This window comes from Saccharopolyspora sp. NPDC050389 (genome assembly GCF_040655595.1).
Classification (GTDB): Bacteria; Actinomycetota; Actinomycetes; order Mycobacteriales; family Pseudonocardiaceae; genus Saccharopolyspora.
Genome location: NZ_JBFAKG010000064.1, coordinates 38,292 through 58,423 on the forward strand (window position 1 = coordinate 38,292; position 20,132 = coordinate 58,423).

At 70.1% G+C, this 20,132-nt stretch carries 16 protein-coding genes; 10 read left to right on the plus strand and 6 right to left on the minus strand.

Annotated elements, in window-relative coordinates:
• Positions 1–30: 30 nt before the first annotated feature.
• Positions 31–597, plus strand: coding sequence for an XRE family transcriptional regulator (locus tag AB0I53_RS33215; protein ID WP_358611969.1), 567 nt, complete (start codon positions 31–33; stop codon positions 595–597).
• A gap of 4 nt (positions 598–601) precedes the next feature.
• Here AB0I53_RS33215 and AB0I53_RS33220 read toward each other — a convergent pair whose 3' ends face one another.
• The 4 genes from AB0I53_RS33220 to AB0I53_RS33235 all read right to left on the minus strand — a co-directional run bounded on the left by AB0I53_RS33220 (position 602) and on the right by AB0I53_RS33235 (position 6,778).
• Positions 602–1,735, minus strand: coding sequence for an acyl-CoA dehydrogenase family protein (locus AB0I53_RS33220; protein ID WP_358611972.1), 1,134 nt, complete (start codon positions 1,733–1,735; stop codon positions 602–604).
• Positions 1,732–2,673 carry a 2Fe-2S iron-sulfur cluster-binding protein gene (locus tag AB0I53_RS33225; protein WP_358611975.1) on the minus strand — a complete coding sequence of 314 codons (942 nt, stop codon included), beginning with the start codon at positions 2,671–2,673 and terminating at the stop codon, positions 1,732–1,734. Before AB0I53_RS33225 ends, AB0I53_RS33220 begins: the two co-directional genes overlap by 4 nt.
• 42 nt (positions 2,674–2,715) lie before the next feature.
• Positions 2,716–4,533, minus strand: a complete 1,818-nt coding sequence (locus AB0I53_RS33230) for an NAD(P)H-dependent oxidoreductase subunit E (RefSeq protein ID WP_358611978.1) — start codon at positions 4,531–4,533, stop codon at positions 2,716–2,718.
• 280 nt (positions 4,534–4,813) lie between these two features.
• A complete protein-coding gene (locus AB0I53_RS33235; RefSeq protein WP_358611981.1) occupies positions 4,814–6,778 on the minus strand; it encodes a molybdopterin-dependent oxidoreductase in 1,965 nt (654 codons plus the stop codon).
• A gap of 512 nt (positions 6,779–7,290) precedes the next feature.
• Here AB0I53_RS33235 and AB0I53_RS33240 point away from each other — a divergent pair.
• The 5 genes from AB0I53_RS33240 to AB0I53_RS33260 all read left to right on the plus strand — a co-directional run bounded on the left by AB0I53_RS33240 (position 7,291) and on the right by AB0I53_RS33260 (position 14,601).
• On the plus strand, positions 7,291–8,991 hold the full coding sequence (locus AB0I53_RS33240; protein WP_358611984.1) for a thiamine pyrophosphate-binding protein: 1,701 nt from the start codon (positions 7,291–7,293) through the stop codon (positions 8,989–8,991).
• A gap of 187 nt (positions 8,992–9,178) precedes the next feature.
• The gene (gene frc, locus AB0I53_RS33245; RefSeq protein ID WP_358611987.1) at positions 9,179–10,405 is read left to right on the plus strand and encodes a formyl-CoA transferase; all 1,227 of its coding nucleotides are present in this window, start codon (positions 9,179–9,181) and stop codon (positions 10,403–10,405) included.
• A gap of 2 nt (positions 10,406–10,407) precedes the next feature.
• Entirely contained in the window at positions 10,408–12,537 is a 2,130-nt protein-coding gene (locus tag AB0I53_RS33250) for an acetate--CoA ligase family protein (RefSeq protein ID WP_358611990.1), read from the plus strand.
• Positions 12,538–12,782: 245 nt separating this feature from the next.
• The gene (locus tag AB0I53_RS33255; protein WP_358611993.1) at positions 12,783–14,189 is read left to right on the plus strand and encodes an Nramp family divalent metal transporter; all 1,407 of its coding nucleotides are present in this window, start codon (positions 12,783–12,785) and stop codon (positions 14,187–14,189) included.
• A 1-nt stretch (position 14,190) separates the two neighbouring features.
• The gene (locus AB0I53_RS33260; protein ID WP_358611996.1) at positions 14,191–14,601 is read left to right on the plus strand and encodes a hypothetical protein; all 411 of its coding nucleotides are present in this window, start codon (positions 14,191–14,193) and stop codon (positions 14,599–14,601) included.
• Between the two features lie 13 nt (positions 14,602–14,614).
• Here AB0I53_RS33260 and AB0I53_RS33265 read toward each other — a convergent pair whose 3' ends face one another.
• Positions 14,615–14,782 carry a hypothetical protein gene (locus tag AB0I53_RS33265; protein ID WP_358611999.1) on the minus strand — a complete coding sequence of 56 codons (168 nt, stop codon included), beginning with the start codon at positions 14,780–14,782 and terminating at the stop codon, positions 14,615–14,617.
• Between the two features lie 93 nt (positions 14,783–14,875).
• Between AB0I53_RS33265 and fdhD the strand changes: the two genes are divergently transcribed.
• The gene (fdhD, locus tag AB0I53_RS33270; RefSeq protein WP_358612002.1) at positions 14,876–15,709 is read left to right on the plus strand and encodes a formate dehydrogenase accessory sulfurtransferase FdhD; all 834 of its coding nucleotides are present in this window, start codon (positions 14,876–14,878) and stop codon (positions 15,707–15,709) included.
• Positions 15,706–17,055 carry an MFS transporter gene (locus tag AB0I53_RS33275; RefSeq protein WP_358612005.1) on the plus strand — a complete coding sequence of 450 codons (1,350 nt, stop codon included), beginning with the start codon at positions 15,706–15,708 and terminating at the stop codon, positions 17,053–17,055. Before fdhD ends, AB0I53_RS33275 begins: the two co-directional genes overlap by 4 nt.
• Here the strand turns inward: AB0I53_RS33275 and AB0I53_RS33280 are convergent.
• Positions 17,014–17,712: a helix-turn-helix domain-containing protein gene (locus AB0I53_RS33280; RefSeq protein ID WP_358612008.1), complete on the minus strand. Its 699-nt coding sequence runs from the start codon at positions 17,710–17,712 to the stop codon at positions 17,014–17,016. The two genes, AB0I53_RS33275 and AB0I53_RS33280, sit on opposite strands and share 42 nt — an antisense overlap.
• A 130-nt stretch (positions 17,713–17,842) precedes the next feature.
• Here AB0I53_RS33280 and AB0I53_RS33285 point away from each other — a divergent pair, with 130 nt between their 5' ends.
• Positions 17,843–18,358: a flavin reductase family protein gene (locus AB0I53_RS33285; protein ID WP_358612011.1), complete on the plus strand. Its 516-nt coding sequence runs from the start codon at positions 17,843–17,845 to the stop codon at positions 18,356–18,358.
• Positions 18,359–18,620: 262 nt separating this feature from the next.
• Positions 18,621–20,072 carry a 4-hydroxyphenylacetate 3-monooxygenase, oxygenase component gene (gene hpaB / locus AB0I53_RS33290; protein ID WP_358612014.1) on the plus strand — a complete coding sequence of 484 codons (1,452 nt, stop codon included), beginning with the start codon at positions 18,621–18,623 and terminating at the stop codon, positions 20,070–20,072.
• The last annotated feature ends 60 nt before the right edge of the window (positions 20,073–20,132 follow it).

Genomic DNA, 20,132 nt, shown 5'->3' on the forward strand with positions numbered 1-20,132 from the left:
AAACCTTGTTGCTGTTTCTGCAATAAGGACATGGAAGACGTCCTCGCCGCCGTCGGGCCGCGGCTCAAACGCATCCGCCAGGAGCGCAACTGCACCCTCGCGGCCCTGTCGGAGACGACCGGGATCTCGATCAGCGTGCTGTCCCGGCTGGAGTCCGGGCAGCGCAAGCCCAGCCTGGAGCTGCTGCTGCCGATCGCCAACGCCCACCAGGTGCCGCTGGACGAGCTGGTCGGCGCCCCGCCGGTCGGCGATCCCCGGGTGCGGATGAAGCCGATCCGGCAGGACAGCATGACGGTGGTGCCGCTCACCCAGCACCCCGGCGGCCTGCAGGCCTTCAAGATGGTCATCGGCACCGACCGCAGCGAACCCGAACCGCGGACGCACGAGGGCTACGAGTGGCTGTACGTGCTCAACGGGAAGCTGCGGCTGGTGCTCGCCGACCACGACGTCGTGCTCAAGGTCGGCGAAGCGGCCGAGTTCGACACGCGCCTGCCGCACTGGTTCGGCAGCACCGGCGAGGCGCCGGTGGAGATCCTCAGCCTGTTCGGGCCGCAGGGCGAACGGATGCACACCCGCGCGAAACCCCGCGGCAAGTAGCGGATCAGGCCAGCAGCGGCAGGCCGCAGAGCATCCGGCCGAGGTGGTCGAGGGCCGTGTCCGCCGGGAGTTGGCCGTAGCTCGCGGTGTGGGCGTCGCGGAAGCGGCGTTCGATGCCGGAGTCCGCGCGGAAGGCGAACTGGCCGCAGACCTTCATGCCGAGCTCCGCCACCTGGACCGCGCTTTCGCCTGCCGCCGCCCGCAGCCGCAGCAGACCGCATTGCGCGTCGGCAGGTTGCCGCCAGGCCGCCTGGACCGCGTCGGCGAGCAGCAGGCGGATCGTGTCGAGCTTCGTCTGCATCCTCGCCAGGTCGGCCCGGATTTCGGGCTGCCGGGACGGCGGGCCCTGCCAGCGGGCCCAGGACGGTTGCGGCCCGTTCACGCACTCCACCGATCGCTGCACCACCGATTCCATCAGTCCGAGCGCCAGCGCCGCGTTCAGCGCGAGCAGCCACGGCAGCGCCGCCGTCAGGGCCAGGTCCACGCCCGCGCCGTCCTCGCCCAGCATCGCGGACACCGGAACCCGCACCGGGTCCGCGGTGATGGTGGCCGTCGCACTTCCCCGCAGGCCGCCACCGTCGACCGCCGCCGGGATGCACATGCCGGGCGCGGACGCCGGAACCAGCCACAGCGTGCTGGCGCCGGAGGCACCCACGGCGCGGCTGGACCACACGTAGCTGTCCGCTTCGCCCGCGGCCGTCACCCAGTCCTTGCGAGCGCGCAGGTCGACGACTCCGCCGTGCTCGTGCGGCCGCTCGGCCGGGACGAACGGCCGCCCGCCCGCCTCGGCCAGCGCGAGCGTGCTCAGGTGCCGACCGGCCGCGATGTCGCGCAACAAATCCGGCGGCGCGTGCCGGGAAAGCACCGCCACCGCAGCGAAATGCGACAGCAGCACGGCCGCAGTCGAGCCGCAGGCCCGCGCCACCCGCGTCACGACCTGCACCGCTTCGCCGAGCCCGTGGCCGCCTCCGCCGCAGCCGGCCGGCACCGTCAGGCCGAGGATCCCGGCGCGGCCCAGGGCGTTGATCGCCGGGCGGGGGAACCGGCCCAGGCCGTCCACCTCGTGCGCCGCCGGTTCGACGACGGTGCGCACGATTCGGTCGAGACCGGTGCGGTGGTTGCCCGCCCGCCCGGTCATGGCTCGCCCTTCCGCTCCCGGTTCTGCACGTGCTGCCAGCCGAACCGGCCCTTGATGCACAGGTTTCCGTGACTGACCGAGCTGTCGTGCGGCGAGGTGACCCGGACGATCTCGTTGTCCTGCGTGTGCAGCGTGAGGTTGCAGCCGACACCGCAGAACGTGCACACCGTGGTGGTCTGCCGCTGCCGCGACTCGTCCCAGGTGCCCTCGCCGCGCATGTCGAACTCCTTCTTGAAGCTCAGCGCGCCGGTCGGGCAGACCTCGATGCAGTTTCCGCAGTAGACGCAGGCGGAATCGGGCAGCGGCTGGGCGAACTCGGTGGAGATCCGCGCGTCGAAACCGCGCCCGGCGACGGCGATCGCGAAGGTGTTCTGCCACTGCTCACCGCAGGCGTCCACGCACTTGTAGCAGAGGATGCACTTGCCGTAGTCGCGGACGTAGAGGTCGTTGTCGACCTTCGCGGGCTGCCGCACCGTCGCGGCCGCGCTGCCGTCCGGCTCCTCGTGCTCTCCCGGCCGGCGTTCGTCGCGGTCGTCGGCCGCCGGCTCGGGCGGGCCGAAACGCTCCGGTTGCGCGCCGCATTCGGCCATCCACTCGCCGACCTGCGGCGTGCTCGACAGATCCGCCGAGGAGCCCAGCAGTTCCAGCACCACCTTGCGGCTGCGCCGGGTGCGCTCGGAGTCGGTGCGCACCACCATGCCGGGCGCGACCTGCCGCGAGCACGACGGCACCAGGGTTCTCGAGCCCTCGACCTCCACCATGCAGATCCGGCAGGCGTTGCGGGGTTGCAGCGTGTCGCCCCAGCACAGCGTGGGGATCGAGATGCCCAGCGCGCTGCATGCGTCCAGGATCGTCGAGCCCTCCGGCACGCTGACGGTTTGACCGTCCAAAGTGAACTCGACCAGGCGGCGCGGAAGCCCGATGTCGACGGCGGTCATGCCGATCCCTCCGGGACATCCGCTCGGGCGGCGGTGAAATCGTCACTCATGCGATCCTCCAGCTGCGAACGCGCCGAGTTGCTCTATTGCCGACTCCACCGCGTTCCAGGCCGTCTGCCCGAGCCCGCAGATGGACGAATCACGCATCACCTGGCCGACTTCGCGCAGCAGCGCGAGGTCGGCCGCACCGTTGCCGCGATCTCGCACGAGCCGCTGCAACGCCTCCTCCTGCCGCACCGTCCCGACCCGGCACGGCACGCACTGCCCGCACGACTCGTCGCGGAAGAACGCGGCGATGCGCAGCAACAACGCGGGCAGGTCGGCGGTGTCGTCGAAGACCAGCACCACCCCGGAACCCAGCGTGGTGCCGGCCGCCCGCACGGCTTCCAGGCTCAGCGGCAGGTCCAGCCGGTCGGGCCCGATGAACCCGCCCGCCGCGCCGCCGAGCAGCACCGCGCGCAACCGCCGCGCGTCCGGCACCCCGCCGGCCAGCTCCAGCAACTCCCGCAGGGTCGTGCCGAACGCGACCTCGTAGACGCCCGGCCGCCGCACGCTGCCGGACAGGCAGAACAGCCGCGTTCCGGTCGACTGCTCAGTGCCGGTGCGCGCGTACTCCGCACCGCCGGCGGTCAGGATCAGCGGCACGTTGATCAGCGTCTCGACGTTGTTGACCACGGTCGGCTTGCCGAACAGGCCGCGCTCCACCGGGAACGGCGGCTTGCTGCGCGGTTCGCCGCGGTAGCCCTCGATCGAGTTGAAGATCGCGGTCTCCTCGCCGCAGATGTAGGCGCCCGCGCCGCGGCGCAGCTCGATGTCGAAGTCGAAGCCCTCCCGGCCGAGGATGCCGCGGCCGAGCAGGCCGCGCTCGCGGGCCTGGGCGATCGCGTTCCGCAGGCGGCGGGTGGCGCGCGGGTACTCGCCGCGGATGTAGAGGTAGCCGCGGGCGCAGCCGGTCGCGAAGCCGGCGATGGTCATCGCCTCGATCACCGCGAACGGGTCGCCCTCCATGACCACCCGGTCCTTGAAGGTGCCCGGCTCGCTCTCGTCGGCGTTGCACACCAGGTAGTGCGGCCGCGCCGGCTGGCCCGCGGTGGCCTCCCACTTGCGGCCGGTCGGGAACGCCGCACCGCCTCGCCCGGTCAACCGCGCCTCGCTGAGCTGCCGGATCACCTCGGCCGCGCCGACGTCCAGGGCCCGCCGGAGCGCCTCGTAGCCGCCGTGCGCCCGGTAGTCATCAAGGCTTTCCGGGTCGACGACGCCGATCCGGCGCAGCAGGCGCAGCTTCGGGTCTCCGGCCTGCGGCACCGAATCCCGCACCGGCGGTTCGCGATCATCGCTGACCGGACCGCCTTCCGCCAGATCCACAGTGGACTCGCCACTGGCCGGAGCTACCAGCTGAACGCGCGCCGGGTCACCGGCCTGGAAGGCCAGCGCCGCCGGGGCCCGCTCGCATACGCCAAGGCACGGGCTGCGCAGCCACATCACGCCGTCGTGGTCCTTGCCCGCCGGGCCCAGCGAAGCCTCCAACGCCGCGCACACCTGCGCCGATCCGCCCGCCTTGCACGCCAGGTCGTCGCAAACGTGCACCACCCGCGGCGGGCGCGGGCCCAGCGCGAACAGCGCGTAGAAGCTGGCCACTCCGTAGGCATCGGCCGGCGGGATGGCCAGCCGTTCGCAGATGTGGTTCAGCGCGCCCTGGCTGATCCAGCCCACCCGGTCGTTGACCGCGTGCAGAGCGGGTAACAGCTGGTCCCGCCCCGTCCGCAGGCCGTGCCCGTTACCTCCCGGCGGGCCGAGCAGCGCATCCACCGCCGCACGCTCGGCATCTGTCGGTGCGGAATTGAGCAACTTCAGATCCACAGCGCCTGCTTCCTACTCGTTGTGCATAGCTGTTCGAGTAGGACATTTCGCTCTCCGCCGTACCAAAAGCACGGCTGGAGTCCAGGCTGGGCAGTCTCAGCCGATCGGCCATCCTTCCGCAACTTGCGGCGATGGCTACGATTCCGCTCCTTCTCCAGGGAACCCCGCACGAACGGTGACGCACCAGCCTAGACCGATACGTGTGATCCCTGAATCTGAAACGGGCCGTTACCGGGAACATTCCGACACCTGACACCCTACTCGATCTCTCCAGGTTTGATCAAATGCGGTCGAGAAAACCGCGACTCCTCCTCGCGACTACGGAAACAGATGCGGGCTGGACGGTGGCTTCCGCGGGCAGCTTGTCGACGCGGATCGCCGCGGCTTTGTACTCGGCGGTGCCCGCCACCGGGTCGGTGGCCTCGATGGTGATCAGGTTGACGTCCACCTCGTCCGGGAAGTGGAAGGTCATGAACGCCAGGCCCGGCCGCAGCCCGGCGTCCAGCCGCACCGGCGCGACGATCGAGCCGCGGCGCGAGGAGATCTGCACCCGCTCCCCCTCCGCCACGCCCAGCGCCTCGGCGTCCGCCGGGCACAGGTCGAGGGTTTCGCCGCGCCGCATCGGCGAGTTGAAGCCCGCCGACTGCACCCCGGTGTTGTAGGAGTCCAGCCGGCGGCCGGTGGTCAGCCGCAGCGGGTACTCCTCGCTGAGCTCGTCGACCGGCGGACTGTGCGGCACCGGCGCGAACACCGCCGGCTCGCCGCGCTCGGCCGGGTCGTCCGCCCACAGCCTGGCGTGCAGGTAGGTCGGCTCCAGCGAATCCTCGGCGAAGCACGGCCACTGAATTCCGCCGAGCTCCGCCAGCCGCGGGTAGGACATGCCGTGGTGCATCGGCGAGAGCGCCCGCACCTCCTCCCACACCTGCTCGGCGGTGTCGTAGTGCCAGTCGTGGCCGAGGCGCCGCGCGATCTCGCAGATGATGTCGATGTCGTTGCGCGCCCCGCCGGGCGGATCCAGCGCCTTGCGCACCCGCTGCACCCGCCGCTCGCTGTTGGTGAACGTGCCGTCCGTCTCGCACCAGGCCGCCGAGGCGGGCAGCACGATGTGCGCCTGCTGCGCGGTCTTGGTGAGGAAGATGTCCTGCACCACCAGGTGTTCCAGGTTCCGCATCCGCTTGAGGGTGCGGCCGGAGTCGGCCTCGGACTGCACCGGGTTCTCCCCGATCGCGTACACCGCGGTGAGGTCGCCGCGATCCATCGCCTCGAACATCTGCGTCAGGTGCCAGCCGTAGCGGGGCGGGATGCTCGATCCCCAGGCCGCGTCGAACCGCTCGCGGACCTCGGGCGAGAGGATGTCCTGGAAGCCGGGCAGCCGGTTGGGGATCGCGCCCATGTCGCCGCCGCCCTGCACGTTGTTCTGGCCGCGCAACGGGTTCAGGCCGCTGCCGTAGCGGCCGACGTGCCCGGTCAGCAGGGACAGGTTGATCAGCGACAGCACGTTGTCGGTGCCGTTGTGGTGTTCGGTGATGCCCAGCGTCCAGCACAGCTGGGCGCGGTCGGCGCGCGCGTAGGCGTGGGCGAGTTCCTCGATGAGCTCGGCAGGCACGCCGGTTTCCAGCGCCGCGACTTCCGGCGTCCACTGCTGCACTTCGGCGGCGTAGGCGTCGAAACCGCCGGTGGCGCGGTCGATGAAGGAGCGGTTGGTCAGCCCGGACGCGATGATCTCCCGGCCGATCGCGTGCGCCAGCGCGATGTCGGTGCCGACGTTGAGCTGCAACCAGCGGTGCGCCCACTTCGCGGTGCTGGTGTGCCGCGGATCCACCACGTACAGCTTGGCGCCGCGGTTGACCGCCTTGAGCACGTGGTGGAAGAAGATCGGGTGCGCCTCGCGGGCGTTGGAGCCCCACAGCACGATCAGGTCGGCGTCCTCGATCTCCTGGTAGGACGACGTGCCGCCGCCGCTGCCGAAGACCTGCGCCAGGCCCGCCACGCTCGGCGCGTGGCAGGTCCGGTTGCAGGAGTCGACGTTGTTGGTGCCGATCACGGCGCGCGCGAACTTCTGCGCCACGTAGTTCATCTCGTTGGTGGCACGGGCGCAGGAGAAGACGCCGAAGGCGTCCGGCCCGCGCTCCTCGACGGTGCGCGCGATTCCTCCGGCGGCTCGGTCGAGCGCTTCCTCCCACGACGCGGGCCGCAGGTCGCCGCCGTCTCGCACCAGGGGCTCGGTCAGCCTCGTGTAACCCATTCCTGCCGCCTCCTCGATATCGAAGATCGCGCGGATTCTCTTTTGCACCAACGCATTCCAGCGCTGGCCGAGCGGATCGCCCGGCGCGTCGGCCACGGGCGGGATCCGCACGACGCCGAGCGGGAGAGCCGCTGCCGGTGCGAACGGCGCCCGTTTCGGGCTTCGCAGCGTGGGGTCTCATGCTCGCCGGTCCGTTCGGCGCCGACCATCCGCCGTTCGATGGCAAATGCCGTGCAAGGCGACCGCCGGCATGGAGTGTATACAGTATGTGACTCTCGCGGCAAGATTGCGTCAGCCTCGCCCCACTTGGCAATCCACCCGATGAGCCACATCCTAGACGTCTGACCAGCGAAAATCGCTCTGCAAAATTCCATTGTGGACGATCAAGGTCCGCGCGAGGAGCCCGGATCCGGCTATGGACACCCACCTGGTTCTGCGGTAAGCCTGAAAGGCATCTCATACGGTATGCAGTATGGAGCCGACCGTAGGCACCGGCTTGGAGGAGAGCGCAGATGGCCCAGACGACAACCGACCAAGCAGGCGAAACCGAGCTGATCTCCGGCGGTCACCTCGTCGCCAAGGCGCTCAAGGCCGAGGGCGTGGACACCATCTTCACGCTCTGCGGCGGGCACATCATCGACATCTACGACGGCTGCGTCGACGAAGGCATCGACGTGATCGACGTCCGGCACGAGCAGGTCGCCGCGCACGCCGCCGACGGCTACGCGCGGATCACCGGGCGCCCGGGCTGCGCCGTGGTCACCGCCGGGCCGGGCACCACCGACGCGGTCACCGGCGTGGCCAACGCGTTCCGGGCCGAGAGCCCGATGCTGCTCATCGGCGGGCAGGGCGCGCTGTCGCAGCACAAGATGGGCTCGCTGCAGGACCTGCCGCACGTCGACATGATGAACCCGATCACCAAGTTCGCCGCCACCGTGCCGCACACCGAACGCGTCGCCGACATGGTGTCGATGGCGTTCCGGGAATGCTTCCACGGCTCGCCCGGCCCGTCGTTCCTGGAGATCCCGCGCGACATCCTCGACGCCAAGGTTCCGGTGGAGAAGGCGCGCATCCCCGGCGCGGGCGGATACCGCGCCACCACCCGCTCCGCCGGCGATCCCGACGCCGTCGAGAAGCTGGCCGACCTGCTGGTCAAGGCGGAGAAGCCCTGCATCCTGCTGGGCAGCCAGACCTGGACCTGCCGCGCCACGGAATCCGCGGTGGAGCTGGTGCGCGAGCTGAACCTGCCCGCGTTCTGCAACGGCGCCGGACGCGGCACGCTGCCGCCCGCGGACCCGCTGCACTTCCAGCTCGCCCGCCGCTACGCGTTCAACAACGCCGACCTGATCATCATCCTGGGCACCCCGTTCGACTTCCGGATGGGCTACGGCCGCCGGCTCTCGCCGGATGCCACCGTGGTGCAGATCGACCTGGACTACCGCACCGTCGGCCGCAACCGCGACATCGACCTGGGCATCGTCGGCGACGCCGACGCGGTGCTCACCGCGCTCGCCCAGGCCACCTCCGGCCGGCTGGACAACGGCGCGAGCGGCCGCAAGAGGTGGGTGCAGGAGTTGCGCGAGGTCGAAACCGCGGCCTACGAGAAGCGGCTGCCGCGCCAGCACTCCGCGGCCTCCCCCATCGACCCGTACCGGCTGGTGCACGAGATCAACGAGTTCCTCACCGAGGATTCGATCTACATCGGCGACGGCGGCGACATCGTCACCTTCTCCGGCCAGGTCATCCAGCCCAAGGCGCCCGGGCACTGGATGGATCCCGGCCCGCTGGGCACCCTCGGCGTCGGCGTGCCGTTCGCGATGGCCGCCAAGCACGCCCGCCCCGAGAAGGAAGTGGTGTGCCTGTTCGGCGACGGCGCGTTCAGCCTCACCGGCTGGGACTTCGAGACGATGGTGCGCTTCGGCCTGCCGTTCGTGGGCGTCGTCGGCAACAACTCGTCGATGAACCAGATCCGCTACGGCCAGATCGCCAAGTACGGCGCGGACCGCGGCCGGATCGGCAACACCCTCGGCGACGTCGAGTACAGCAAGTTCGCCCAGATGCTCGGCGGCTATGGCGAAGAGGTCCGCGACCCGGACGAGATCGGCCCGGCACTGCGCCGCGCTCGCGAATCGGGCCTGCCCTCGCTGATCAACGTCTGGGTCGACCCGGACGTCTACGCGCCCGGAACCATGAACCAGACGATGTACAAGTGAGAAACACGGTTTCCAGACTCATCTTTCTTAGCGGTGCCGGTGGCGGAACCTCAGACGCCTTCGCGGTCCGGGATCCCCGGCTTGTGCATGCCCAGTACGCGAGAAGACGCCTGAGAACCCGCGGCGGTGCCGGTTGCGAAGGTGGGCCAAGCGGCTTCGCCGCTTCAAGGAAAAAGAGGTGTTCGAGATGACTGCACTCGAAGGTGTCCGGGTGCTGGACATGACGCATGTCCAATCCGGACCGTCCGCGACGCAAATCCTGGCCTGGCTCGGCGCCGACGTCGTGAAGCTGGAGGCGCCGACCGGCGACATCACCCGCCGCCAGCTGCGCGACGTCGACGACGCCGACAGCCTGTACTTCACCATGCTCAACTGCAACAAGCGCAGCATCACGCTGAACATGAAGTCCGAGCGCGGCAAGGAGATCTTCACGAACCTCGTCGCCGATTCCGATGTGCTGGTGGAGAACTTCGGGCCCGGCACGGTGGACCGGATGGGCTTCACCTGGGAGCGGCTGCGCGAGATCAACCCGCGGCTGGTCTACGCCTCCATCAAGGGCTTCGGCGACGGCCCGTACACGCATTTCAAGGCCTACGAGGTCGTCGCCCAGGCGATGGGCGGGTCGATGAGCACCACCGGCTTCGAGGACGGGCCGCCGCTGGCCACCGGCGCGCAGATCGGCGACTCCGGCACCGGCATCCACACCGTCGCCGGCATCCTCGCCGCGCTGCTGCAGCGGGCGAACACCGGCCAGGGACAACGGGTTTCGGTGGCGATGCAGCACGCCGTGCTCAACCTGTGCCGGGTCAAACTGCGCGACCAGCAGCGGCTCGCGCACGGCCCGCTGCGGGAGTACCCGAACGCCGCCTTCGGCACCGAGGTGCCGCGCTCGGGCAACGCATCCGGCGGCGGCCAGCCCGGCTGGGCGGTGCGCTGCAAGCCCGGCGGCCCGAACGACTACATCTACGTCATCGTGCAGCCGCAGGGCTGGGCGCCGATCGCGCGGCTGATCGGGCGGCCCGAGCTGGTCGAGGATCCGGACTGGGCCACCCCGGAGACACGGCTGTCCAAACTGGACAAGATGTTCAGCATGATCGAGGAGTGGACGCTGGGCCTGGACAAGTGGTCCGTGCTGGCCGCGCTGAACGAGCACAACATCCCGTGCGGGCCGATCCTGTCCACCCAGGAGATCATCGACGACGCGTCGCTGGCCGCCAACGACATGATCGTCACCGTCGACCACCCGGAGCGCGGCGCGTTCAAGACCGTCGGCTGCCCGATCAAGCTCTCCGACTCCCCGGTGCGGGTCGACCGCTCCCCGCTGCTCGGCGAGCACACCGCCGAGATCTTCCGGGAACGACTCGGCATCGACGAAACCGAACTGGCCGAGCTGAAGGCGAACGGGGTGATCTGAGCATGGCTTACGACGGTGCCCGCGTGCGGGAGGTGCTCGACGCGGTCCGGGCCGGCGACCGGGCGGCGCTGACCGCGCCGGAGGCGAAGGTGCTCTGCGACGCCTACGGCATCCCCACCGCCGGGGAGGGCCTCGCGACCAGCGCCGACGAGGCGGTGTCGCTGGCGCGGGAGTTCGGCGGCCCGGTGGCGTTGAAGATCGTCTCGCCGGACATCCTGCACAAGACCGATGCGGGCTGCGTGCTCGTCGACGTGAGCGGCGAAGACGCGGTCCGCGCCGGTTACGCGCAGATCCTCGCCAACGCGCACGCCTTCGCCGAGAATCCCGCCATCGCCGGGGTGCAGGTGCAGCAGATGGTCGGCGGCCACGAGGTGATCGTCGGCGCCACCACCGATCCGACCTTCGGCAAGGTCGTCGCGTTCGGCCTCGGCGGGGTGCTCGTCGAGGTTCTAAAGGACGTCACGTTCCGGCTCGCTCCCCTGTCGCCGAAGCAGGCGCGCTCGATGCTCGACGACATCGCCGCCGCCGATGTGCTGCGCGGCGCGCGCGGCAGCGAGCCGGTGGATGCCGACGCCCTTGCCGATGTGTTGCGCCGGGTTTCGGATCTGGTGCACGACTTCCCGGAGATCAGCGAGCTCGACCTCAACCCGGTGTTCGCCACCGCCGCCGGGGCCACCGCCGCCGACGTGCGGATCGTGCTGGAAACCGGGGAGACAGCCCCGCCCGTGCGGCATTCGCAGGAGGAGATCCTGCACGCGATGCAGCGGTTGATGAACCCGTGCAGCGTGGCCGTGATCGGCGCGTCCAACGACGACGGCAAGATCGGCAACTCGGTGATGAAGAACCTGATCAACGGCGGCTACGCGGGTGAGATCCACCCGATCAACCCGAAGGCCGACGAGATCCTCGGCCGCAAGGCCTACCGCAGCATCACCGACGTGCCCGGGCAGGTCGACGTCGCGGTGTTCACCGTGCCCGCCAAGTTCGTGGCCGCCGCGCTGGAGGAATGCGGCCAGCAGCAGGTCGCCGCCGCCGTGCTGATCCCGTCCGGCTTCGCCGAGACCGGCAACCACGAGCTGCAGGCGGACGTCGTGGCGGTCGCGCGCAAGCACGGAATCCGCTTGCTCGGGCCGAACATCTACGGCTACTACTACACTCCGCAGAATCTCTGCGCGACGTTCTGCACGCCCTACGACGTGCGCGGCGGCGTGGCGCTGACCTCGCAGAGCGGCGGCATCGGCATGGCCATCCTGGGCTTCAGCCGCACCACGAAGATGGGCGTGTCGGCGATCGTCGGACTCGGCAACAAGTCTGATGTGGACGAAGACGACCTGCTGACGTTCTTCGAGCAGGACGACAACACGCACTGCGTGGCGATGCACCTGGAAGACCTCAAGGACGGCCGGGCCTTCGTCGAGGCCGCCCAGCGGGTCACCAAGAAGAAGCCGGTCGTGGTGCTCAAGGCCGGGCGCACCGATCTCGGCGCCCGGGCCGCCAGCTCGCACACCGGCGCGCTGGCGGGCAACGACAAGGTCTACGACGACATCCTGCGGCAGTCCGGCGTGGTCCGGGCGCCCGGGCTTAACGAGATGCTGGAGTACGCGCGCGGCATCCCGGTGCTGCCCACGCCGCGCGGCGAGAACGTCGTCATCATCACCGGCGCGGGCGGCTCCGGCGTGCTGCTGTCGGACGCCTGCGTGGCCAACGGGCTGCGGCTGATGGACATCCCGCCGGACCTCGACGAGGAGTTCCGGCGCTACATCCCGCCGTTCGGGGCGGCGGGCAACCCGATCGACATCACCGGCGGCGAGCCGCCCAGCACCTACGAGGCCACCATCCGGCTGGGGCTGCGGGATCCGCGCATCCACGCGCTGATCCTCGGCTACTGGCACACCATCGTCACCCCGCCGATGGTCTTCGCGGAGCTGGCCGCGCGGGTGGCCGAGGAGGCCCGCGCCGACGGCGTCGACAAGCCGATCGTGGTGTCGCTGGCCGGTGACACCGAGGTCGAGAAGGCCGCCGACTACCTCTTCGACCACGGCATCGTCGCCTACCCCTACACGACCGAGAAGCCCGTCGCGGTGTTGGGAGCCAAGTACCAGTGGGCCCGAGCCGCCGGCCTCCTCGGCTGACGCACTGAGAGCACAGAGGTGTGCCGGTCCGGCACCGGCCGGCGTTTTCGCGCGAAACCGTCGCACGGCACGCGTGGCAGCCGCCGTTTTCGCGCGAGAACGCCGCGCACCACAGGCCGAGCCCGGCTCAGAACAGTCCAACCAGGGCAAGGAGGTCCGATGTGGACGCTGAGAGAGCGCCCGGGAGAGATCCAGAACCTGTAATAGGACAGGGCGAGGTGTGGCGGGCCGGCGGGCTGGAGCCGATGCCGATCCGCAAGCTGCCCGAATCGCCACCGTCGATCCACCTGCTCGGCCCCACGGTGTTCCTGGTCGCGCTCGGGGTCGGCATGGGCGAGTCGTACATGTGGCCCCGGCTGGTGCTGGTCTTCGGCCCCGAGATCCGCTGGCTGTTCCTCATCGGGGTAACGCTGCAGGCCGTGGTGATGCTGGAGATGGCCCGCTACGCGATGGCCACCGGCGAGAGCATCTTCTCCGGCGCGGCGCGGGTGGCCAAGCCCGTGATGTGGTTCTTCTTCGTCACCGCGATCGCGGTCTACATCTGGCCCGGCCACCTGTCGGCGGGCGCGGCGGCGCTGGAGGAGATCACCGGCGTGCCGTGGGTGGTGTCGGCGTGCATCGGCCTACTGCTGGTCGGCGTGGTGTTCACGCTGGCCAAGGTGATCTACAACCTGCTGGAGAACGTGCTGTCGGTGCTGATCGGGCTGCTGGTGGTGGGCACCGCGGTGGTGGCCGCGATGGTCGGCAACCTCTCGGACCTGGCCACCACCATCACCGGGATGTTCCACTTCGGGTACTTCCCGGCGGAGGCGATGTCGCCGTCGTGGTTCCCGGTCGTGGTCGGCTCGATCGCCTTCGCCGGGCCGTCCGGCATGCAGCAGATGTGGTACACGCTGCACCTGCGCGACAAGGGCGCCGGGATGGGCGCGCACATCCCGCGCATCCGCGGCCTGCGGCACGCCGGCGAGGAAGAGGCGATGCCCTCGCGCGGGTTCATGTTCGACACCTCCGATCCCGACGAGATGCGCAAGTGGAGGGGCTGGCGGCGCTGGGTCACCTTCGACGCGCTGCTGCTGTTCTGGGGCATCACGATGCTGGTGACGGTCTCGTTCACCGTGCTGGCGCAGTCGGCGGCGCGGGAGAATCCCGGCGTGCGCGGGCTGATCGAGTCCGGTGAGCGGGAGGCGGCGCTGAGCGCGATGGCCGACGCGTTCTCGGCGGCGGGCGGCCCGGTGCTGGGCTCGGTGTTCCTCGGGTTCATCGCGCTGATCGGGCTGAACGCCACGCTAGGCCTGTTCGACTCGTTCTCCCGTGGTCAGGCCGACATGACCTACCACTTCGTGCCGGGCGCCCGGCGGTTCCGGATGTCGCACCTGTACGCGGCGTTCCTGTGGGGCGTCATCGCCTTCGGCATCCTGATCCTGCTGTTCGGCCCGGCGGACGGGCCCGGCGCGATCCTGGACGTCCTCGCGTTCCTGTCCACCTTCGCGATGGGCGCCTACTGCGTCGTGCTGCTGCTGGTGAACAACAGGATGCTGCCGCGCCCGATCCGCCCGCGGTGGTGGAGCAACGTGATCATCGGCTTCGGCGCGGTGTTCTACCTCGGAATGCTGTTCTACAGCCTCATCGAGTACGGAGTGGTCGTGAGCTGACATGCCATTCAGCAGTCGGACATCCGCACCGGGCCTGGTGATCGGGGCGGTCGCCGGGTTGTTCGCCGGAGTGCTCGTGCTGGCCGGCGGCGCGCCGCCGGGATGGGCCGCGGTCACCGGCCTGATGCTGGCGTTACCGCTGGCCACGCTCGGGGCGGGCTACAGCGTCATGCGGGAGCACGGCGTGTTGCGCGGCGGCGCTTTCGCGCCGGTGGCGCTTTACTGGGTGATCGCGTTCCCGATCGCGCGGCTCGTCCAGGACGTGGGCACCCGCCTGGTCCTGGACGAGCGGTTCGATTGGCCGCCGCAGCCGCTGGCCTTCCTGGCTTACCAGGCGTTGATCAGCGTCGGGTTCGCGATCGGGTTCGTGTGGGTGCACGAGCGACTGCTGCCACGCGGTGCCCCGAGATGACGGCGCCCGCGGCTCAGCGCTCCCGGGCTGCCGACTCGGGCCGCGCGCCGCCGGACCGCTGACGGTCCGCGCGGCTGGATTCGATCGCGGCGGACGTGGCCAGCCCCAGCATGCGCCCGTCCGCCGCGTAACCGCGCGGTAGGTTGGCGAAATGCCGCAGCACGGAACGAAGTTTCCGCATTCAGATGCACCTCCTTTCTTGCATACAGTATCCAGTCATTTGTCCGAATAGTGAAGCTCTTGTGATCAGTAGCACCTGGATGGGTGATGCCCGGTGGGCCGCGTGACCAGCAGACGACGTGTCATCAGCCTCCGCGACGGCGCGCGCCGGGCTCGCCCGGACACGCTCGTCACCGAGGAACCACTGGAGATCCGCCTCGGCGGGCAACCGCTGACGATCACCATGCGCACGCCCGGCGACGACTTCGACCTCGCCGCCGGTTTCCTGGTCGGCGAAGGCGCGGTGCGCCGCACCGGCGACCTGCTGAGCATCCGCTACTGCGCGGGTGCGACCGACGGCGGCGCGAACACCTACAACGTGCTCGACGTGGCGCTCGCGCCCGGCACCGCTCCGCCGGACACCTCGTTGCAGCGCAACTTCTACACGACTTCCTCCTGCGGCGTCTGCGGAAAGGCGAGCCTCGACGCAGTGCGCACCATCGCGACCTGGCCGGTCCGCGACGAACCCGCACCGCTGGACCCGGCCGTGCTGATCGAGCTCCCCGGTCGATTGCGCGCCGCACAACGGGTTTTCGACCGGACCGGCGGCCTGCACGCCAGCGGCCTGTTCGACCTGGGCGGCGAACTGCTGTGCCTGCGCGAGGACGTCGGGCGGCACAACGCGGTCGACAAGGTCGTCGGCTGGGCTCTGCGCGAGGACCGGTTGCCGCTGTCCGGGACGGTGCTCATGGTCAGCGGCCGGGCGTCCTTCGAGCTGGTCCAGAAGGCCGTGATGGCCGGAATTCCCGTGCTGGCCGCCGTTTCCGCGCCCTCGTCGCTGGCCGTGGACCTGGCCGCGGAATCCGGCCTTACGCTGGTCGGATTCCTGCGCGGCACCAGCATGAACGTCTACTCGGGCGCGCACCGCCTCGGGCTGGTGCCGACGTGAGCGGGAGGTGGGCGATGATCGGCCTGCACACGCCGAACCGCGAGGTCCGCGACCACCACGGCCGCCGGTACCGGGTGGGCGAGCAGCCGCGCGAGCTCATCGGGCATTCCCGCGCGGCGGTGCTGTGGCTGTGCTGGGTGCCGATGCTCGTCGTCGGCACCATGCAGTACGCCTACGGCGCGGCGGTTCCCGCGCTGGTCGCCGGCGGCCACGACACCGGCAGCCTGTTCTGGGCGCTGGCCGGATGGGCGGTTTTCCAAGCGGCGGCCGGATTTCCGGTGGCGCACCTGCGGCAACGCGACCGCGCCGGCCCGCGCACGGCGATGATCGCCGGTGCATTCCTCTGCTCACTCGGCGTGCTCAGCCTGGCGCACGCGCACGCCTTCCCCGGCCTGCTCGCCGGGTACTCCGTGCTCGGCGGCACGGGCGCCGGGCTGGTCTACGCCGCGTGCACTTCGACGGCCGCCAAGTGGTTCCCCGAGCGCGCCGCCTCCCGGGTCGGGTTCGTCACCGGAGCATTCGCATACGGATCGGCACCATTCGTCCTCGCCCTGCTCACCGGGCCGTGGAACGTGACCGCGGCGCTGGACGTTTTCGCGCTCGTGCTGTTCGTCGCGGTGCTCGGCTGCGGCCTGCCGCTGGCCGACCCGCCGCGGCACTGGTGGCCCGCGCACGTCGATCCCCGCGAATGGGCCCTGGCTCGCACCCGCCCGCCCGCGGTGCGGCAGTACTCGGCGTTCGAGGCGCTGCGCACGCCGGCGCTCCCGGTGATGGCAGCGTGCGTGTTCTGCGCCGCAACGGTTTCGTTGTTCAACGCGGCATTCCTGGTGCTGTTCGCCGCGGCTCTGGCACCCGCTCCGGCCGCCGCCGCATTCGTCGCGACCAACGGCGCCGGGCGGGCGCTGGCGATCCCGGTCGCCGATCGGATCGGCTGCCGCCGCACGCTGCGCTGGGTGGTGACGATCCAGGCCATCGGCCAAATCCTGCTGCTGGCGGCCGTTTCGCAGGAGTCGACCGCGCTGATGATCGCCGGCGCCGCGGCGGCCGGGATCGGCGGCGGCGCGTTCTACCCGCTGTTCGCCGCGCTGGCCCGCGAGTACTTCGGCGAGCAGCGCAGCGCCGAAGTGCACGGGCTGATCTACAGCGCGAAGGCGATCAGCGGCGTGGTCGGCATCGGCCTGGCCGCCATCGCCGTCGCACAGTGGGGATTCCCGGCCGCTTTGCTCGCCGCAGCAACACTTTCGCTGATCTCATCCGCCCTTTGCGGAGCGCTGCGCCGCCCCGGCCTGCCGAAGACGCTGCCGTCAGCCGACCTGGGCGCCGATCGCGTTCGCGGCGACCTGTAGCCGCTCCGCCAGCTCCGCGGGCTCCCGATCGCTCGACACGTAGACCACGGCCACGGCGGCGCAGGTCGGCCCGCGCGACGGGATCGGCACGGCCACCGAGGAAAGGCCCGAGATCACCTCGTCGCGGCTCGTCGCATACCCCTGCCGGCGCGCCTCCGCCACGCGCGCCGCTACGTCCTCCCCCAGCCCTTCCGCGCCCAGCAGCGCGAGCAGTGCGACACCCGGCGCGCCGTGCTCCAGCGGATGCCGGGTACCCGGGTGCTCGGCGACGGTGCCCGCCGCGCGCCGGGGCTCGACGCTGGCGAGCGTGACGCACTCGCCGTGGTCGTGCACCACCACGAAGCTCGTCATCGCCAGATCCGCCGCCACCGCAGCGAGTTCGGGCACCGCGACGCTCTGTAGGTCGCGGGCCACGCCGTGCGCCAGCACCGCCAGGCCCGCGCCCGGCGCGCAGCGCCCGGCGGAATCCCGCGCCACCAGGCGGTGATCCTCCAGGGTGCGCACGATCCGGTAGACGATCGAGCGGTGGACGCCGAGGTCCGCGGCGATTTCGTCGATGCTGCGCGGCCGTTCCGCCGCGGCGAGCAGCTCCAGCACCTGGATGCCACGCGACAGCGTCTGGGACCGCGCCCCGTCGTTCTTCGCCCGTTCGACCATGTCGGCGAACATAGCCGCCCACCCCTTGTGCCGCCGCTCACACATCACTAGCGTTCTAATACGGAACGTTGAATTCGATTATAGAACACACAAAGCGCGGAGCTCGGTCGCGCACGAGGTGGTGGTCGAGATGCCCCGGTCGGATACAGCCCGTCCTCCCGGCGATGTCCGCCACCGCCGGTTCCGGTCCTGCCTCGGAAGGTTCGCCACCGGCGTCACGGTGGTCACCTTCGACGGCGCGACCGGGCGGCACGGCTTCACCGCCAACTCCTTCACCTCCGTGTCGATGGAGCCGCCGCTGGTGCTGGTGAGCGTGGCGCGTCACGCCAAGGCGCACGGCGAACTGCCCGGCCGACCGTTCACCATCAACGTGCTCGGCGCGGAACACCAGGCCCTCGCCATGCACTTCGCCGGGCGCCCGCAACTGGAACCTGTTTGGCTGGACGCGGGCGCGGCCCCGCGACTGGCGGGCGCGCTGGCGCACTTCGAGTGCCGCCCGTGGCACACCTGCGAAGCGGGCGACCACACGTTGCACATCGGCGAGGTCGTCGAATTCGACTACCGCGGCGGTGACCTGCTCGGCTTCGCAGGCGGCCGCTTCGTCACCATCACCGAATCCTCCCTCGGCATGGAACACCTGCTCTGAAATACCTGTCGCCGAACAAATTCTGCATAGCGGTGCGGATAGCGGAACCCCAGACGCCGCCTGGACTCCGGGATCCCCGACTTGTGTATGACCAATACGCGGCGCTGGGACTGTCCTCGCCAGACGACGCCTGAGAGCCCGCGGCGGTGCAAGCTGCATGCGTGGGCTAAGCGGCTACGCCGCTTCAAGAGAAACAACGCAAACCGGGATCAAGAACAGGCGCTGCCGAGATCGGCAGCAACGCACGACACCTGGAGGAACCATGGGCGCTCGTTCCGGACGGCAGTACCTCGACGACCTCGCGCGGCGGCGCATCCACGTCCAGATCGACGGCGACACCATCACCGGAGGCACCCCGGAGCACCCCGCATTCGCCGGCGTCGCCCGCAGTTACGCCGAACTGTTCGACATGCAGGTCAGCCCCGAGTTCCAGGACGTGCTCACCTACCGGTCGCCGACCTCTGGGAACCGGGTGGGCACCTCGTTCCTGGTGCCCGAGAACGCCGCCGACCTGGCCCGGCGGCGGGAGGCCTTCCGCACCTGGGCGAACTGCTCCTTCGGCATGCTCGGCCGCACCGGCGACTACCTGAACAGCTCGCTGATGGCGCTCGGCCAGGCGAAATCCTGGTTCGGGCAGGCCGATCCGGCCTTCGGCGAGAACATCGAGCGCTACTACCGGCAGGTGCGCGAGGAGGACCTGCTGCTCACCCACACGCTGATCCCGCCGCAGGTCAACCGGAGCGTGAGCGGCGGCCAGCAGGGCGGCGGCGCGCTGATGGCGCACGTGGTGCGCGAGGACGACAACGGCATCGTCGTGCGCGGCGCGCGAATGCTGGCCACCATCGCCCCGATCTCCGACGAGCTCCTGGTGTTCCCGTCCACCGTGCTGCGCGGCACTCCCGAGGACGAGCCGTACTCGTTCGCCTTCGCCATTCCCACCGACACTCCGGGCCTGCGCTTCGTGGCGCGCCAACCGCTGCACGGCAACCGCAGCACCTTCGACGAGCCGTTGGCGTCCCGGTTCGAGGAGAGCGACTGCGTCGTGGTCTTCGACGACGTGCACGTGCCCTACGAGCGGGTGTTCGTGCTGCGCGATCCCGAGCTGTGCAACGGTTTCTACTCCCGGACCGGCGCGACCACTCACATGACGCACCAGGTCGTGACGCGGACGGTGGCCAAGAGCGAGTTCTTCCTGGGGCTGCTCTCCGAGCTGGCCGACGCCATCGGCATCGACGGCTTCCAGCACATCCAGCAGGACATCGCCGAGGTGATCAACGCGGTGGAGATCGGCAAGGCCCTGCTGCAGTCGGCGGAATCCCAGGCGACGACGAACGAATTCGGCGTGCACACGCCGCTGTGGGCGCCGCTGAACACGGCCCGCAACTGGTACCCGAAGGCATCCCAGCGGTTCCCGGAGATCGTCCGCAAGTTCGCCGCCAGCGGCCTGATGGCGCTACCGGGCGAGCAGGACGTCTTCGGTGCGGCGGCGGAGGATGTGCAGAAGTACTTGCAGGGCAAGGCTATCGACGGCCCGGAGCGGGTTCGTCTGTTCAAGCTGGCCTTCGACGCCAGCGCCTCGTCGTTCGCAGGCCGCCAGAACCTCTACGAGCACTTCTTCTTCGGCGACCCGGTGCGCATGGCGGGAGCGCTGGTGAACACCTACGACCGAACGGACCTCCGCAAGCGGATCCAGGACTTCCTGCACCGCGACTGACGCCACGGGGCCGTGAGTAATTATGGTTGCGAAGGGACGCCAAAAAACACACAGCCCCAG

Bases quoted from the DNA above. Each gene is read 5' to 3' on its own strand.
- AB0I53_RS33215 (WP_358611969.1), top strand. From the start codon at position 31: ATGGAAGACGTCCTCGCCGCCGTCGGGCCGCGGCTCAAACGCATCCGC.
- AB0I53_RS33255 (WP_358611993.1), top strand. From the start codon at position 12,783: ATGCCGATCCGCAAGCTGCCCGAATCGCCACCGTCGATCCACCTGCTC.
- AB0I53_RS33235 (WP_358611981.1), bottom strand. From the start codon at position 6,778: ATGGGTTACACGAGGCTGACCGAGCCCCTGGTGCGAGACGGCGGCGAC.
- AB0I53_RS33280 (WP_358612008.1), bottom strand. From the start codon at position 17,712: ATGGTCGAACGGGCGAAGAACGACGGGGCGCGGTCCCAGACGCTGTCG.
- AB0I53_RS33240 (WP_358611984.1), top strand. From the start codon at position 7,291: ATGGCCCAGACGACAACCGACCAAGCAGGCGAAACCGAGCTGATCTCC.
- AB0I53_RS33260 (WP_358611996.1), top strand. From the start codon at position 14,191: ATGCCATTCAGCAGTCGGACATCCGCACCGGGCCTGGTGATCGGGGCG.
- frc (WP_358611987.1), top strand. From the start codon at position 9,179: ATGACTGCACTCGAAGGTGTCCGGGTGCTGGACATGACGCATGTCCAA.
- AB0I53_RS33220 (WP_358611972.1), bottom strand. From the start codon at position 1,735: ATGACCGGGCGGGCGGGCAACCACCGCACCGGTCTCGACCGAATCGTG.
- AB0I53_RS33285 (WP_358612011.1), top strand. From the start codon at position 17,843: ATGCCCCGGTCGGATACAGCCCGTCCTCCCGGCGATGTCCGCCACCGC.
- hpaB (WP_358612014.1), top strand. From the start codon at position 18,621: ATGGGCGCTCGTTCCGGACGGCAGTACCTCGACGACCTCGCGCGGCGG.
- AB0I53_RS33250 (WP_358611990.1), top strand. From the start codon at position 10,408: ATGGCTTACGACGGTGCCCGCGTGCGGGAGGTGCTCGACGCGGTCCGG.
- AB0I53_RS33225 (WP_358611975.1), bottom strand. From the start codon at position 2,673: ATGACCGCCGTCGACATCGGGCTTCCGCGCCGCCTGGTCGAGTTCACT.
- AB0I53_RS33265 (WP_358611999.1), bottom strand. From the start codon at position 14,782: ATGCGGAAACTTCGTTCCGTGCTGCGGCATTTCGCCAACCTACCGCGC.